Consider the following 17,486-nt stretch of genomic DNA (forward strand, 5'->3'; position numbering starts at 1 on the left):
AAAAAGTGGCTCTGCGGACCAGGTTTGAGCAAGTGTCCTTAACTTGCTAATCTCATGAACAGATAAGCAATGATAGCCTATAGCTTGGGCGGAAATTCAAAATAAACAACGTTATGTTGTGCTTCTTTTACGTTTTTAAAACAACTGTTTTAAAGCGGTCATTATTTCGAGAAATCATTGAAAAATAGCTTGTAAAAACAAAGCCAGTACTTAAAATGCGCGCACATTTTTTTCCCTTCGAGGATTTATGCGAGTTTAGCCCAAGCGTTTTCTCATAGTCAGAAAGCGCGCAAGCCTGGAACCAGAGATAAGCGGCTTTATATGGCCACTGGTGAAAAATACACAGCTTTTTGGCAATGAATACGAGGACGATTGAGTGCGAACAAAACCGCTCGCTGCGCCCCCGCATGAAGCACCATGGTCAGCACAAGACAGTGCCGATCTTTATGGTGTTAATGATTGGGGTTGTGATTTCTTCAAAGTATCGGATAACGGTGAACTAGAAGTTCAAGTGGACTTCAAAGACCACACGGTATCTGTACCCCTAATTCAAATCATAGAAGGTATGCAAGAACGCGGCTTAGAAATGCCTGCTATTTTGCGTATCGAAAACCTATTGGATGCTCGCATCAGTGCGCTAAATGAGGCTTTTGCTCGTGCAATACAAAGCTACCAATATGGCAATGTTTATCGTGGTGTTTTCCCGATCAAGGTGAATCAGCAATGTCACGTGGTTGAAGAAATCGCGGACTTTGGCAGTCGCTATCACCATGGCTTAGAAGCGGGTAGTAAAGCAGAGCTGATTATTGCTTTAAGCAAGTTGCATGACAATGAAAGCATGATTGTTTGCAATGGCTATAAAGACGCAGAATTTATAGAGCTTGGCCTCTATGCCAAAGAAATGGGCATAAACTGCATCTTTGTTTTAGAGAGCTTGAAAGAACTCCCTATCATTCTTGAACGCAGTGAAGCCTTGGGTATCGAACCTTTATTGGGTGTGCGTATTCGTTCAAGTGTGACAGTGGATGGCCATTGGAATGAAGACAGTGGCGATCGCTCTATTTTTGGCATGTCGACCCACTCATTGGTTCGGGTTGTAGAAGAGTTAAAGCAAGCCAATATGTTGCATTGCTTGCAGTTATTGCATTGCCACTTGGGGTCACAAATACCCAATATTCGTAATATTAGAATGGGTGTCATGGAAGCCTGTCGTTTCTATTCAGGACTGATCGAGCAAGGCGCTCCTATGGGCTACTTGGATCTTGGTGGCGGCTTAGCAGTGGATTATGAAGGTGCAAGCAGCAACCATACGCATTCTATGAATTATCAACTGGATGAGTACTGCAATAATATTGTGGAAACCATTCAGGAGTGTCTTGACCCAGAGAATATTCCCCATCCAGTGATTGTGACTGAATCGGGAAGGGCCACTGTAGCCTATTCATCCATGCTACTTTTCAATACATTGGATGTTAGAACCTATGAGCCAGCACCATTACCGGAATCATTAGCGGATGATGCCAGTTCAACTTTGCAAAGCCTTTGGCAGGTGAACCAAGACGTGGGCGCTGAAAACTATCAGGAATGCTACAACGATGCGTTGTTTTATCGTGATGAAATTCAGTCACTGTTTAGGCGTGGTCAAGCCTCGCTAAGCGAGCGTGCCATCGCGGAAAATATTGCATTAAGCATCTTTCAAAAAGTGGCAAAAGAAATACGCAGCAGTGAGCGCGTTCCAGAAGAAATGCAGCACCTGCCACAAATGCTGGCGGATATTTATTACGGTAACTTTAGTGTGTTTCAATCTTTGCCGGATACGTGGGCGATTGATCAGGTATTTCCTGTTATGCCCATCCATCGCTTGGATGAAAAACCCACGCGCGATGCCATGCTTGCAGATTTAACCTGTGATTGTGATGGCAAAATTGACGTATTTGCCACGGCAGAAGGTACTAGCAGTACTTTGGCTTTGCACTCATTGAAAGAGGAAGAAGAATACTATCTTGGTGTTTTTCTTGTGGGGGCTTATCAAGAAACACTCGGTGATCTGCATAATCTGTTTGGCGATACACACGTGGTCAGTGTTGCCATTCGTGAAGATGGTCGCTTTGATTTTGTACGAGAAATACATGGGGATAGCATCGCCGATGTATTGTCGTACGTGGAATATGATCCACGCATTATGAGTGAAGAGCTGCGCCAGCGCGCCGAAAAAGCTGTACGGCAAGGTCGTATAACACCTGCGCGACGCAAGCAGATGTTAAAAGCATTTAAAGCCAGTTTAGATGGCTATACCTACTTTGAAAGGGGAACGCTATGAGCAATGAAAACGGAAAAGTGGTCATCATCGGTGCTGGTGGTGTCGGTAATGTTGTCGTACAGAAATGTGCGCAACAATCGTCAGTATTCAAAGATATTCTTTTGGCCAGTCGTACCAAAAGTAAATGCGATGCCATTGCTGAAAGCGTTAAGCAAAAAACCGGCGTGACTATTCGCACAGCACAGGTAGATGCGGATAACGTCCCCGAGCTTGCCGCGTTATTAAAAGAAGAAAAACCATTTCTTGTTATTAATGTGGCCTTACCTTATCAGGACTTGACCATTATGGATGCTTGTCTTGAAGCGGGCGTCCACTATATGGATACTGCGAATTATGAGCCATTAGACACGGCTAAATTTGAATACAAGTGGCAATGGGCGTATCAAGAGAAGTTCCAAAAAGCCGGTTTAACTGCGCTTTTAGGCAGCGGTTTCGATCCTGGTGCGACCAACGTTTTTACCAACTATTTGGCGAAGCATCATTTTGATGAAATCGAATATTTAGACATTATTGACGTCAATGGTGGCGATCATGGCTATCCTTTCGCTACTAACTTCAATCCAGAGATTAACATTCGCGAAGTGAGTGCTGAATGTCGTCACTGGGAAAATGGCGAGTTTGTAACGACGCCACCTATGAGTAAGAAAGCAAGCTTTACTTGTCCAGACGGTGTGGGTACTTACAATATTTATCGTATGTATCACGAAGAGTTAGAAAGCTTAAGCAAGCACTTTCCGACACTGAAGCGTGCACAATTCTGGATGAGTTTTGGCGATAACTACCTTAAGCATTTAGAAGTATTAGAAAATGTGGGAATGACTGGCATAGAGCCAGTGGAATTTGAAGGGCAAAAAATTGTGCCGATTCAGTTTCTAGCCAAGCTACTGCCAGATCCTTCTACACTAGGGCCGCGCACCAAGGGTAAAACCTGTATCGGGACAGTGGTTCAGGGTAAAAAAGATGGCAAAGATAAGATCATGTATTGCTATCAAATTTGTGATCATGAAGCTTGTTATGCAGAAGTGGCATCCCAAGCTATTAGCTATACCACAGGTGTACCCGCAATGATTGGTGCAAAAATGATGATGGAAGGCAAGTGGTTAGAACCAGGCGTATTCAATATCGAGCAGTTTGATCCAGATCCATTCATGGATGATATGAATGAATTTGGTTTGCCTTGGAAAGTAACAGAGTTGAATGATTTCAACCTTGACCAATAATCAGAAGGCCGCGCTTGCGGCCTTATTTTTGTTTGCCGTAAGTATTAACAAAAGGCCAATGCTTAAATGCAATTTACTGATTTCTCTAAGCTTGATCTAAAGCGCTTACCTTCTCCATGCTTTGTTGTGGATGAGGTAGCGATCGAGCGCAACTTGAAAATACTGCATCACGTTCAAGAACAAAGTGGAGCAAAGGTACTGCAAGCTCTTAAAGCATTTTCTATGTATCACTTAGCACCGCTTAGCCGCCAGTATTTATCAGGTACTTGTTCAAGTGGACTTCATGAAGCCTTACTAGGGCAAGAATACTATGGTGGAGAAGTACATGTTTTCTCTGCTGCCTATAGTGAAGACGACTTAGTTCGCTTATTAGAATTTGCCCATCATATTGTCTTCAATACGCCGAGTCAGATTTTACGTTTCTACCCACTATTAAAGGCGGCTCAAGAAAAGCGTGATGATCTCAGTTTTGGTTTGCGTATTAATCCTGAGCATAGTGAGGGCGCGGTACCCATTTATGATCCGTGTGCAGCAGGCTCGCGCTTAGGTACGACGCAGGATGAATTAATGCAAGCATTGCAGACCGATGAATTTCATCAAGCATTTCATTTGGTGAGTGGCCTACATTTTCATACGTTATGTGAGCAAGGCTTTAAACCATTGCAGCGCACCTTAAAGGCGGTAGAAGAAAGATTTGCTAAATGGTTGCCACAAATGACCTGGTTGAATTTCGGTGGGGGTCACCATATTACTGCCCCAGATTATGATATCCATGGTTTAGTTAATGCAATCAGGCTCATTAAGCAGAAGTACTCGGTGGACGTGTATTTAGAGCCTGGCGAAGCGGTGGCTATTGGTAGTGGCATATTAAGCGCAGAAGTATTGGATATTGGTTTTAATCAATTGCCGCAAGCGATTCTGGATACCAGTGCGACTTGTCATATGCCAGACACGTTAGAAATGCCATATCGCCCGGATATTCGTTTTAACAATGAGTTAGCAGGCATGGCGGATGAGAAGCGCTACAACTATCGTTTTGGCGGTCTAACCTGTCTCGCAGGTGATGTGATTGGCGATTATAGTTTTGAGCAAGAATTAAAGGTTGGCGATCGTCTTATTTTCGAGGATATGGCGCATTATACTATGGTCAAAACCACAACATTTAATGGTACCAAGTTGCCCGCCCTTGCCATTTGGAATAGCCAAACAGATGACTTGAATGTCGTGAGAGTTTTTTCATACGACGACTTTAAGTCGCGTCTGTAAACATATCGAGGTTGTATATGAGTAAACCGATTTTTTTAGAATCTGAAATCGAGCAAAGCCCAATTGATCAGGCTGCGTTTTCAGTTTTACCCGTTCCTTATGAAAAAACCGTTTCTTATGGCGGCGGCACGGCGTTAGGCCCGAATGCCATCATTGTTGCCAGTGAGCAATTAGAGACATGGGATGGTAAGTCTAATCCTTCCGCATTGGGGATTCACACCTGTGATACGGTGGATTGCCAAGTGGATCCGGATGTAGTGATTGAGAATATTGCCAAAGCGACCCAAGCAATTTTAGAAGCGGGCAGCATGCCGGTGGTATTGGGCGGCGAGCATACCGTGACCTATGGCGTAATCAAAGGCTATCTAAACGCGGGTATTAAAGACTTTGGCGTGGTACAAATTGATGCCCATGCGGATTTACGCGAAGCTTATGAAGGCGATAAGTTAAGTCATGCTTCCGTTATGAAACGGGTAGTGGATGAAGGCATTCCACTTTATCAGTTGGGTATTCGTGCTTATTGTGAAGAAGAAATGGCCATTCGCGAAAAGCATGGGGTTCGTTATCAAGATGCGGATGATATCGTACCGCAAAATATTCAAAGTATTCAGCTGCCTGACGACTTTCCAAAAAACGTGTTTTTCACACTTGATATCGATGGCATGGACCCCTCTGTGTTTCCATCCACAGGTACCCCTGTACCCGGTGGTTTGAGCTGGTATCAAACGCTTAATTTATTTGAGAGTGTTGCTAAGCAACGCAAGATCATTGGTTTTGATGTTATGGAGTTTGCTCCGATAGAAGGTTTCCATGCGTATGACTTTAGTGCTGCGTTACTCACTTATAAGTTAATGGGTATTGTGCAGCGCACTCAATTCTCGGCTTAAATAAAGTCGATTTCTATTTGGGTCATACAAAGTGATCCAAATAGCCATCCTTCACATACATATAGAACATGCTCGGAACACGTGGTGTTCTTTATGGCTTATAGCGACTCTCAACATTCTACTCACAATGGTTATCGTCACGGACGTAAGGTTCCTAAAGGCCGCCTAAGTCGCTTAGCCAAACTGGGAGGCGTTGCGTCTCGGGTCGCGGGCAATATGCTGCAAGAAGGCGCGAAACAGTGGGCGCAAGGCAAACGCCCAAAAATGCAAGACTTGTTATTAACGGCGGACAACGCTCGTAAAATATCTGAGCGTTTGGCGCACATGCGTGGAGCCGCCATGAAGCTAGGCCAGCTGATCTCTATGGACGCGGGTGATATGTTGCCGAAAGAGTTCAGCTTAATTTTGGAGCCACTGCGTAATCAAGCTAGCCCCATGCCTCTGAGTCAATTGAACGTAGTCTTGGAAAGAGAATGGGGCAAAGATTGGCTCAATGGTTTCGAGCACTTTTCATATCATCCCATTGCTGCGGCATCCATTGGTCAAGTACATAAAGCCCAATTAAAAACCGGCGAAACCTTGGCTATAAAGGTTCAATACCCTGGCGTAAGAGACAGTATTAGCAGCGATGTAGACAATGTTGCTAGTTTGTTAAGAATTAGTGGTCTAGTGCCAAAGACATTGGAGATCAATAATTTGTTGGACGAAGCAAAGGCACAACTGCATCAGGAAGCCGACTATGTTCGCGAAGCTCAATATCTAAATCAGTATCGGCAGTTTCTCGAATCCGTGGACGGTTTTACGGTGCCTGTACTTCATGAGCAGTGGAGCAATAAAAACATATTGGCCATGAGCTATCACCATGGCATGAGCATTGATCAATGTAGCTCGCTACCACAAGGCGTGCGGGACAGTATTGTTACTCGATTATTCGAACTGCTAATGCGAGAAATGTTCGACTTTCATTTATTGCAAACCGATCCCAATTTCGCCAATTATTTTTATCAAACCGATACCGATAACATCGTATTACTGGACTTTGGTGCTTGCCGCCAATATCTACCTGAGTTCATGCAGCATTATCGAGAGTTGTTACAGTCCAGTCTTGATGGCAATCGCCAGGTTATGTTGGAAGCGGCGCAAGACATTGGTTATTTTCAAGAAGACATCTCTCAAGAACAGCTAGAAACCGTATTGCAGCTGTTTGAAATTGCTTGTGAACCGATTAAACACACTGGTGCTTACGACTTTGCGAACAATGACTTGCCGGAACGAATTCGGGAAAAAGGTTTAGCATTGAGTATGCAGCAAAACTACTGGCATTCTCCTCCTGTGGATTCTCTATTTCTTCATCGAAAATTTGCCGGCTTGTACCTACTTGCTTCACGATTAAGAGCACGTGTTGATGTGCAATCCATCACGAAATCATATTTTATTAAATAGCAGCACTATGGATTATGGCGTTAGAGCTATGCTATGCCATTGACTTGAAACGATATCGTATTCGAATATCTGACGTTCATGTTTGGGTTGCGAGAGTTGCAGATAATCGACCTTAACAGGTATTAATTTAATTACGCAAAAATGTGATGGTGGATCCGTAAGATCAAGCTCATCTTGGTGTAATTTTTCTTGTTTTCCTCTCGTATCATTTTTGCCCGTTATATAAGTGCTCGTTTTATCCGTGATAGGAACACCCGGTTTTGGCCAAAAATATTGCTGCTTCGCTGCAGGGCTGAGATCTTGCCAAAGACGACTTACATCAAAGTCTTGATCTTTAGGAGTGACACACAGAGTCTCACCTGAGATCCGAAATTGCTCGCGAGTATCATAAAAATACCAACTGATTTCTGCTTTCGGGTTAGACATCAGTTGTGCGTATTTTTCGCTGCGTGTATCACTGATCATCAAAATATGCTGCTCTTCGTTTCTACCGCGATAAACCAATGTTCGTACTGCGGGACTATTGTCGTCTTTTATAGTTGCCAGCTGTAAAAAGTGATTGGGAAAAGCATTGTTCTCTATACATTCATCAACAAGTGTCCACCAATGCATGGATGCCTCGCTTATAATATTTTATAACTGTGCTATCACACAGCGTTAAACCGCTTGCTTGATAGCCGTGTCTGGCCTTGATAGAGTCATCCTACCGTTTATTGAAAGGCAGTGCATTAATTTGAACCCTATTGAACACGCGTTGCAATCAGTGCAGCAGCAAGGTGGTGACTTGTCTGCTTTTCGGCTTTTGGGTGAGGGGCCGGATGCCTTAGCCGCTCGTCTTTTTCTTATTGAGCACGCACAGACTTCGCTGGATCTTCAGTATTATATTTTTCGTCATGATGTTGCTGGTAAAGTCATATGCCAGAAGCTTGTCGAGGCAGCTGATAGGGGCGTAGCAGTGCGCTTACTCGTAGATGATTACGGGCAGTTAGATGATGACGCACTGCTAAGTTTGCAAGCCCACCAGAACATCGAGATTCGTTTTTTTAACCCTGTGCGTTGGCGTCGCTTGCGCTATTTAGAAATGTTGGCACGTTTCTCCAAACAAAGCAGGCGCATGCATAATAAGTTATTCATTGCTGATGGTTGTGCGGCCGTTGTAGGGGGCAGGAATATAGCAGACAGCTATTACTTTAATAACGGGGAAGAACGTTTTGCAGATCTCGATGCATTAGCAATGGGACTGGTTTGTGTCGAGTTGAATAATGTGTTTGAAGAATACTGGCAACATCGATTGAGTCACTCAGTTGAAGAAATTTTAGGTAATACAAAAAAGCGTTGGCTGAATAATATTCGAGACGATTTGAATATCTTTATGCAAGCGAAAGTGACGAGACCCTACCTGCAACAGGTAATCGAAAGCAAATTGCATAAAGACGCGCACAATCATGATTGGCAATGGCACTATGCGAAAGCTGATGTGCTTTGTGATCATCCTGACAAGATACTGCGCTTTAAGCGTAAGAAGCGCTTGGGTGTGGCTGCTGAACTGTGGAAATATTTAGACGAAGTATCACAAAGCGCATTGTTAATCACTCCGTATTTTGTACCTGGTGGAAGATTAATAAGAAAGATGCGTTATTGGAAGCGACAAAACTATGATGTCATAGTACTCACTAACTCGCTTTCTGCTAATGACGTGCCTATCGTGCACTCTGGTTATGCGCGCTACCGAAAGCGTTTACTTCGAGCCCAGGTACAGCTTTGGGAATTAAAAGATGCAGTACCTGATATTAAGCTTTTACGTTCAAAGCGTAAAAAGATAGGACAAACTCGCGCCTCGTTGCACGCTAAAACCTTGGTGTTGGATAAGCAGAGGCTATTCGTTGGTTCCTTGAATCTGGACCACCGCTCAATCAACATCAATACCGAAGTGGGGCTATTGATTCATTCTGAAGCCTTATCAAACCGTGTAACACAAATAGTGAGTGAGCAATTGCCCGAACTTGCATGGCATTTGGGTCTAAATCATGACGAGGAACTCATTTGGTATGATGTGTCCACAGGTAAAGACAAAATCATTGCCACCAAGCAGGACCCTAACGCCAGTCTATGGGCGCGTATCAGAGTCAAAGTTTATTCATGGTTACCTATTGAGTCCCTACTTTAAAACCGAAGCAAGGTAGAAAAGTTGTCTATACTCAAAATATGGAGACCGATGCACCTACCTTTGAAATCTATTTGAATGTTGAGATCTGGAATCAAGATAAGACTCATTGTGGCTTCGCTAACAAGCGTACCAAGCTACCGTTTCAACCTCATTGCGGAATGATTATTAAAACCAAATTGGGTGAGTTTTGCTTTCCTCATGTGGTTTGGGATATGACAACCAGGGTCTTCGAGGCCTCTAGTCGTGTTGTGGCTGGATGGGACGAGCAGCAACGTTTCTTAGATGTCCAATACTATATTGATGAATTCCGAAGAGACAGCTGGAATATTATACAGCCTCGCGAAAGAAAATGGCGTGACTAAAAAAGGGAGCCTTTCCTTGGCTCCCAACATGCTGCTAGCACTACATATTATGTTACGTATGGTTTCCCATTTTGGATGATTGTCGAATCACTTTTCTACTATTGACTCGAGAACTCAAAGTACCTAGTGATGAACGCTGCCTATATAATGCTTTAACTTGATTAATAGCAGATCAACATCAATGGGTTTGGAAAGATAGTCGTCCATTCCGGCTGCGATACATTTCTCTTTATCACCCTCCATCGCATTGGCCGTCATAGCAACAATCGGTAACGATTTGGCATGGTCACCAGCCTGGCCATCACGGATCGCTATCGACGTTTGGTATCCATCCAATTCAGGCATTTGGCAGTCCATTAAAATCATGTCGAAACAATCAGGATTATTTTTCAATATATCCAATGCAATACGTCCATTGTCAGCGACTTCTGATGTGATACCTAAATCATCTAAAACACTAACCGCAATCTCTTGATTAATAGGGTTGTCCTCTACTAGCAGGATGTGTCCTTTGACTTGGATTCCATGATGACTTGGTTCGTCATATTCTCGAATAAATGAGCCTTCACTCAGTGACTTAAATAGATCTAAAGGGGTGGCCGGTTTAGGAAAATAAAAATCAATTAGCTTACAAGATGCAATATCCGTTGGTCCCTCATTTGTAATGCGTGTCATGAGTACAACTTTGGCTGTGTCGATTAACTCTAGTTGATTAATTTTCTCGATAAAATCAAGACCAGTGCTGCTAGTGAAAGTATAATCGACGAAGATGAAATCAGGCCTGTGATGTGTTTGTCTGCACCAGTTCAATGCTTTTATTGCAGATTCATATGTACTGCATGTTTGAACTTGCAATCCCCATGTTCTTAGTGTTTTGGCGATGGTTTGGCTACTGGGTTCTTGGCTGTCTGCAATGATCACGTTTTTCCCTTCAAATTGATGATTGACTAAATCAGAGACTAATACAGAGTTTTTGCGCTCTATGAATATATGAAAGGAAAACTGGCTTCCTACTCCAGGGGTGCTTGATACGGTCACATCGCCACCCATTATTTCACAGAGTTTTTTAGCGATGGCTAAGCCTAACCCCGTACCGCCATATTGACGAGTAGTAGAATTATCCGCTTGTTCAAATGCCGAAAATAGTTTGTCTAACCTATCTTCAGCAATGCCAATACCCGTATCTTTAATTGAGCATGAAAGCTTTATAAGATTACTCTTTTCAGGCTTAGTAGATAACTTTATTTTTACCCAACCATCATTGGTGAATTTGATAGCATTACCGACGAGATTAGAAATAACTTGACGTACTCGATTAGGATCACCGATTAAGTTGAAATAAGTAACATCAGAAATATCCAGCGATAAATCAATATCTTTTTTATGAGCATGAAATGCTAACGACTCAGAAATATCTGATATCCATTCAAGCAAATTAAAGTCAATCGTCTCTAAATTTATTTTTCCCGCTTCGATCTTAGAAAAATCCAAAATATCATTAATGACAACGAGTAAGGATTCGGCACTGGTATGAGCTAGATTAATTTGATGAAGCTGATCGCGATTCAGACCTTTTGATTTTCTCACGAGCTTAAGCATTCCAAGAACACCGTTCATGGGTGTACGAATTTCATGGCTCATGTTAGCGAGGAACTCACTTTTTGCTTGTGTTGCACGTTCGGCTTGTTCTTTTGCTTGGATCATTTTGGTTTTATTTTGAATTTCATAGCTAATATCTTGCTGAATTCCTACGTAAGCGCGGCATTCCCCATCTTTAAATATTGGAGATAAGAAAAGTTTTTCCCAAAACTCTGTCCCATCTTTTTTATAATTTAGTAACTCCAATACGATTTTTCTTCGTGTATTAATCGCATCTCGGATTATTAGTCGTGCTTCTCGATTAGTATTTCGACCTTGAAGGAATCGACAATTCTTCCCGATAACTTCAGATTCAGAATATCCAGTTAGTTTATAAAAGAATCTATTTGCATAAATAAGAGGTTCGTCAGGTTTGTTGATGTCTGCAATGGTTACTCCGACAGGACTCGCATCAATGGCTTCTGATAGCAAAACATTTAAATCTTGTTGTTTTAACAATTGTTCTTGAGAATTCTTTAGTTCTTGATAGGGGTTAATCAAGAATTTCCGACCAGCTGCCGCCAGTATTAGAAATGCAATGAAAAGGCTAGTCAGAATAGCCCCTAACATATCTATTACGAAACCACGTGACTGGACACCGATATAATTGGAGTTAATTAAGTATTCTAAGGTGAGAGGTGTTCCTTCAATTGGATTTTTCAACAAGACTTCATACTGTTCCCTGTCAACCGCAACATCATGATCAAAATACGGACCATAAATAATTGCGTATTGATTTTCTTCATCACCGAAAGTATCTACAATTTCGGCCAATGGAGTGGGTAAGATGGTAATCAATACACCTTCTGGCAATTCGTTATAAGTAATAGGGACGGCAATGGCAAAGTAGATATTTTTGCCGTTGATATAAGGTAGGACGACAAGATTTCGCTCTTGGTTCATCAAGTCAGCAAACCAAATATCTTGAGTATTAAATGGCTGCTTCCCTTCAAAGTTCGATTTGTAGATAAGCTCACCAATAAAATCATAGGCAAATATAGGTACGGTTTCACCAATTAACTGATAGGCATCAAAATAGTCAAACATACCTGCTTTGGTGAGCTGACTACCCATAACAGCGTTAGATAGCACGTCTCCTTGAGCAGTATTTTTCAAAACGATGGAGCGATCTTCAATATATCGCTTTACTTTAAAACTGGTAAGTTCAGCATTTTGTTTCAACGCATTGTAATACAGACTTTCGACGGTATTTTTCGAGCGTTCATTTATTAAAAGCGCACTGATTAGTAGCGCTAAAGCGATAACAGACAACAAAGATAAGTAGAAATGATGTGTCTTCATTCACTTCTCTACGATATCAGAGTGCAATCGAATGGAATTATCTTTTTGATAGTAACCCATACAGATATCATCAAGCCCTAAAGCCTCATGGGCATCTGGTTTAGTTGCTTGCCATTTGGTAAAGGGTTGTAGGTATGTTCTGACCAGACCCTCGATAGGTTTGTCTAAATTTTCCAACTTGTCTCTAAGTTCAGAACGAACTTTATCCATCGGCCCTTTGATATTTATCTGATTGAGAGCTTGAATAAGAATTTTCCCTATATCATAGCCATGAGCAAAACCAGTTTGGGCTTGTATGTCTCTTGGCTCGTTAATAGCATCTGGAAATAATATTTTGGTACTTTCAAATACTTTCTTAGAGAGTGCGTTTTGCGGCTCGGGTAGAAACGAAAAGCAGGTTTGAATAAAGTTAAGATCTATTTTACTACGTATTTCGTGAGGAATTTTCTCGTGAAAATCACCACCTGTTATTCCCCAGTGACTAATAATCGGTAGGCGAGATTCAACAGGGAGGTCGGCCATTGCCTTAACAAATTGCTCACCCTCTATGGCATTACCTACGAAGATAATGCAGTCCGTGTCAAGCTCGCCAATTTCTTTCACCACCTCTTTTGCTTGATGAAAGCGCGTTCCCCAAGTAAACCAAGTATGATCGGGTGCTATACCTAATCGCGTCTTAATAGCATCGTTGAGAGTAATAAGGTTACCTTTACCCCAGCCAGTCTCCTCTAATAATAAGTGTGGTTGTTTACAAGCTTTTTCATCCAGAGCAAATTGCGCTAAGCGATAGCCAGCCTTTGAGTCATCAATGCTTAATCGAAATACCCAGTTCTTTCCGTCGGGATATCGGGTGATAGGAGAGCCTGCCGCCCAAGGTACTAGCAGTAAAATACTATTTTCATTAATGAACTGACGATTTTGAATGTAGGGTGGCGAATGTAACCCTCCTAATATTAAAAGTCCTTGTGGATCTTTTAGAAACTGTTGCATGTTTCTGAGGCTTCGTTTGCTGTTACCCCTATGATCTTTTTTGATAACTTTGATCTGGTAGCCTTGAATACTGTGATTGACTTCAGCCAACGCTGTAGTGAAACCTTGATAGATGGAAATCGCGGCTTGATCATGACTACTATAGTCAGAATCATGATAGATTTTCAGCATCTTTTCGGTGGCCAAAGCATTTTGCGTGATAAATGCTACCAAGCAAAAGAGCTTAATTACCTGAATCATGAATCATAGCTCCCTTGCTTAATAGAATTTATATTTAATGAAGATTGGCTAGGATTCTCCTTTGCCCAATGTTTTATCCAATCGGGTATAGCCTTAGCCTCAATTGGTCGGCTAATGCCATACCCCTGTGCTAGCTCGCAACCCAGTTGCAACAAAAGTTCGCCATGCTTCTGTGTTTCAACACCCTCCGCGATAGCCGTTCGATTAAAGGATTTAGCTAAACCCAAAACACCTTGTACAATGGCAAGATCATCTGGATCACTTAGAATGTCTCTTACAAAACTTTGGTCTATTTTTAAAACATGTATCGGTAAACGCTTCAAATAGGTTAAGGAACTATAGCCAGTCCCAAAGTCGTCTAAAGAAAAATGAACGCCTAAATCGTGACAACGATTGATGGTGTCGGAGACCACGTTTATATCCTCGATAGCTGCGGTTTCAACAATCTCTAACTCAAGGAATGAGGGATTAACATCGGGGAAATTGTGTAATGCACTTTCTAAATCAGAAATAAAATCAGGGCTTTGCAAATGCATAGGGTCTATATTGATACTGACATTGAGATTAAGATTTTGCTTCTGCCAAACACTGATTTGGTTTAATGCTTCGTGCATAACCCACTTTCCGAATTGAATCATAGCGGGATGATTGTCTAATAAAGGTAAAAATGACCCAGGAGGTAGTAGCCCTTTATCACGGTGTTGCCAACGAATTAATGCTTCAACACCAATCACTTCACCACTGCGTAAATTCACTTTTGGTTGGTAGTGTAAAATGAATTCTTTGTTTTTAATGGCTTCTTGTATCCGAACTAGATTTTCATGGTGATCGCGCATCAGTTGATGCTGAGTAGCATCAAAAAGATGGTATCGATTTTTTCCATCTTGTTTAGCAAGATACATCGCTTGATCACTTTGTCTTAATAACTGATCGGCATCCAAATCTTCTGCTTGGGGGTACACGGTCACTCCCATGCTGGCGCTAATTTTTAGTTGATGCTCATCAATAATAAAAGGCTTTTCTACTGCCGATAGGATACGTTCTAACAATGGTTCACAATTCTCAAATTGTTGGACGTTCGGTAGCAATGTGACAAATTCGTCTCCAGCCAAACGTCCTAATGTATCTGTACTTCTAAGTAGTAGTGAGACTCTCTTACTGAAAGCAATTAACAAGCGATCGCCAACGTCATGGCCGTAGCGATCATTTACTGGTTTGAATCCGTCTAGATCTATGAAAATCACGACTAACAAATGGCCCTCACGCTTCGCGAGCGCCATAGCCTGCTGCATACGATCTGTTAATAATGTTCGATTAGGTAGCTGAGTTAGGCTATCGTAATTGGCGAGGTTTTCTAGCTGTTCTTGATGGCTTTTGATATTGGTTATATCGTTAAACAATGCAATGTAATTTCTTGGTTTGCCAGAGTCATCATAGACAGTAGAAATACTTTCTAAGACAGCGAATAAGTTTCCTTTTTTATCTTTATTCCAAATTTCCCCCTTCCATTGGCCTATATTCTCTAAAGTAGAAAAGATATCTTCATAGGTCTCCTGCTCGTATTTACCGGAACTTAGGATTCTTGGATTCTTACCAACCACATCTTCCTTGCTATAACCTGTGATCTGAGTAAATGCTTTGTTGACATCAATAATTTCACCATCAATGTCTGTAATCAATATGCCTTCACTAGCGTGTTCAAATACATTCGCTGCTTGCATAAGGCGATTATCTGCATCGTGCTTTTCCATTGTGATGGAAACCAACTTGGACGCTTTTTCAATTATGGCAATATCGTTATCTGTGGGCGCCTTTATGTGGTCATGATAGATGGCAAATGTACCGTCTATACGGCCTTGGCTATTTGTGAAAGGCTGCGACCAACATGAGGCCAACCCTGCTTGTTTTGCTAGATGTTTATAAGGAGCCCAATTCGGATGTGTTTGTATATCTTCAACGATAACGCGTTTGCCTGTTGCCGCCGCCGCACCGCAGGATCCTACGTTTGGGCCAATCTCTAAACCTTTTAATGCCTCATTGTAAAAATCAGGTAGCTTAGTGGAATAGGTTTCGTCAATACACTTTCGTTTCTGATCGAGGAGAACAATACTCGCGATTGCATCGGGTTTAAGTGTTTCTACACCTTGGACGATGAGCGTCAGTATTTGATCAGTTGATGCCTTTTTTGCGATGGTTTCTAGTATGTGCGAACTAAATGCTTCCAGTTTTTCCAATTGAATCTGATGGGTAACATCCCGTTGCAGTGCCATGAAACCACTTAAGTTGCCATTGTCTGAGCGCAGTGGGTTACAAATTATTTCAACGTAATGGGGATCGCCTGATTTTGTATAATTTAAGATTACTTCTTTAAAGTGTTGTTTATTTCTTAAACCTTCCGATATGCGTTGTACAACTTCTGGGTCAGTATCCGGTCCTTGTAGTAGCTTACCTGGTTTAAGTCCCTTCATTTCTGCCAATGTGTATCCAGTTATTTTCGTTAATGCTCTATTAATCCATTCAATGTTTCCTTTAACATCGGTAATAATGACACCGTCCGTAGCTTCGCTCGCCACTTGCATAATGCGCCTCAGTGGGCGTGTTAAATAATAAGTTAAGAAAATGGCCACTACGGTTAATATAGTGAGAAAGGCAAACATTAAAATACTTTTGGCTCTCACGTACGCGATGAAGGGTTCAGAACTGATCTCGAAAAGTATTCGCTTTCTTGAAGGTAGCTCGCCCACACTTATAGATAGTTGATAACGACCTTGGTGCCACTTCTGAATAGGATCAATGAGATTTACAGGCGCCCAATGCATAAGATGATCATTGATGGTACTAAAAGTATGAGCAGGTTGGTTGAGCGTAATAATATCTCCCCGTTGTGCGAGGATGTTTCCTTCGCTGTCGAGTATGGCGATAGAGGTTTGCTCATCAACCGGGATGTCATCAAATATTTGCGCTAGGTCTAAAGCGGTAACATCAGAGTTGGACAAATTAAATTCTAAATCTCGAGCTTGTCTTAATAAGCCTTTCGCAAGATTTAATTCTTCTGCCTTTTGTGACTCATAACCCTGCTGAATGATGGGGAAAGCTCCGCCGAGCAAGACCATGAGTAAGATTACGTGAAAATACCAGTTGCTCGTCTGATCAGGAATATAACCTTCAGTTCGACTAAATCGTTGCCACGTAAGCAGTAGTAGTCCTGCAATCATGGCATTGAATAAGCCATTTAATGGCTGTTTCATGCAAATGAGTAGGGCGGTATCCCAACTCATTTGTAAAACTGGGATCGTTGTGGCAAAGGTCATGGGTATGCCGATGGAGACCCAAAAGGCCAAATCTGCCAACACAATATTGGCCGTTTTTCTATAAAAACGAGTAACCATATAGGCTTCGGTTATAAATATAATCATGCCATAGGGATGATCCCAAATGATCCAGGTATAGCTCGATCCAATCAGGGCGATAAACATAGCGCGATAGGGACCCAGTATAACTGCCGCAATGAGTACGAAGATGGAACCGAAAATAATATCTACGGTATGAAAAAGTGGTAAAACGAGGCTATTACCAGCCAATGCGAGAAAGGCTAGCAACAAAGTCAGAATGTTTTTATTTCGAGGTATTGCCAGAGGAGTCATTCGACCT

11 protein-coding genes are annotated in these 17,486 nt (G+C 42.0%); 7 read left to right on the forward strand and 4 right to left on the reverse strand.

Annotated features, from left to right (window positions below; translation table 11 throughout):
* Positions 1–376: 376 nt before the first annotated feature.
* The 5 genes from speA (at position 377) to HF888_RS00955 (ending at position 7,136) form a co-directional block, all read left to right on the forward strand.
* Positions 377–2,320, forward strand: a complete 1,944-nt coding sequence (gene speA, locus HF888_RS00935; RefSeq protein WP_007018062.1) for a biosynthetic arginine decarboxylase — start codon at positions 377–379, stop codon at positions 2,318–2,320.
* Positions 2,317–3,540 (forward strand): saccharopine dehydrogenase family protein, encoded by a 1,224-nt coding sequence (locus HF888_RS00940; protein ID WP_007018061.1) that lies wholly within the window; start codon positions 2,317–2,319, stop codon positions 3,538–3,540. The genes speA and HF888_RS00940 overlap by 4 nt, the downstream gene beginning before the upstream one ends.
* Before the next feature lie 66 nt (positions 3,541–3,606).
* Positions 3,607–4,806 carry a carboxynorspermidine decarboxylase gene (nspC, locus tag HF888_RS00945; protein WP_007018060.1) on the forward strand — a complete coding sequence of 400 codons (1,200 nt, stop codon included), beginning with the start codon at positions 3,607–3,609 and terminating at the stop codon, positions 4,804–4,806.
* A 17-nt stretch (positions 4,807–4,823) separates the two neighbouring features.
* Positions 4,824–5,693, forward strand: coding sequence for an agmatinase (gene speB, locus HF888_RS00950; protein WP_007018059.1), 870 nt, complete (start codon positions 4,824–4,826; stop codon positions 5,691–5,693).
* A gap of 93 nt (positions 5,694–5,786) precedes the next feature.
* Entirely contained in the window at positions 5,787–7,136 is a 1,350-nt protein-coding gene (locus tag HF888_RS00955) for an ABC1 kinase family protein (protein ID WP_007018058.1), read from the forward strand.
* Positions 7,137–7,148: 12 nt separating this feature from the next.
* On the opposite strand, the gene HF888_RS00960 is transcribed toward HF888_RS00955, so the two are convergent.
* A complete protein-coding gene (locus HF888_RS00960) occupies positions 7,149–7,748 on the reverse strand; it encodes a pyridoxamine 5'-phosphate oxidase family protein (RefSeq protein ID WP_007018057.1) in 600 nt (199 codons plus the stop codon).
* Between the two features lie 121 nt (positions 7,749–7,869).
* Between HF888_RS00960 and HF888_RS00965 the strand changes: the two genes are divergently transcribed.
* Both HF888_RS00965 and HF888_RS00970 read left to right on the forward strand, forming a co-directional pair.
* Positions 7,870–9,303, forward strand: coding sequence for a phospholipase D family protein (locus HF888_RS00965; RefSeq protein WP_007018056.1), 1,434 nt, complete (start codon positions 7,870–7,872; stop codon positions 9,301–9,303).
* 38 nt (positions 9,304–9,341) lie between these two features.
* Positions 9,342–9,665: a hypothetical protein gene (locus HF888_RS00970; protein ID WP_007018055.1), complete on the forward strand. Its 324-nt coding sequence runs from the start codon at positions 9,342–9,344 to the stop codon at positions 9,663–9,665.
* A gap of 123 nt (positions 9,666–9,788) precedes the next feature.
* Here HF888_RS00970 and HF888_RS00975 read toward each other — a convergent pair whose 3' ends face one another.
* From HF888_RS00975 to HF888_RS00985, 3 genes are read right to left on the reverse strand one after another with little or no spacing between them, the layout of a single operon-like run.
* Complete coding sequence (locus HF888_RS00975; RefSeq protein WP_007018054.1) at positions 9,789–12,605, reverse strand: hybrid sensor histidine kinase/response regulator; 2,817 nt, start codon at positions 12,603–12,605, stop codon at positions 9,789–9,791.
* Positions 12,606–13,835 (reverse strand): ABC transporter substrate-binding protein, encoded by a 1,230-nt coding sequence (locus HF888_RS00980; protein ID WP_007018053.1) that lies wholly within the window; start codon positions 13,833–13,835, stop codon positions 12,606–12,608.
* A complete protein-coding gene (locus tag HF888_RS00985; RefSeq protein WP_007018052.1) occupies positions 13,832–17,479 on the reverse strand; it encodes an EAL domain-containing protein in 3,648 nt (1,215 codons plus the stop codon). Before HF888_RS00985 ends, HF888_RS00980 begins: the two co-directional genes overlap by 4 nt.
* Between the last annotated feature and the right edge of the window lie 7 nt (positions 17,480–17,486).

It is taken from the genome of Bermanella marisrubri (genome assembly GCF_012295615.1).
GTDB classification, from domain to species: Bacteria; Pseudomonadota; Gammaproteobacteria; order Pseudomonadales; family Oceanobacteraceae; genus Bermanella; species Bermanella marisrubri.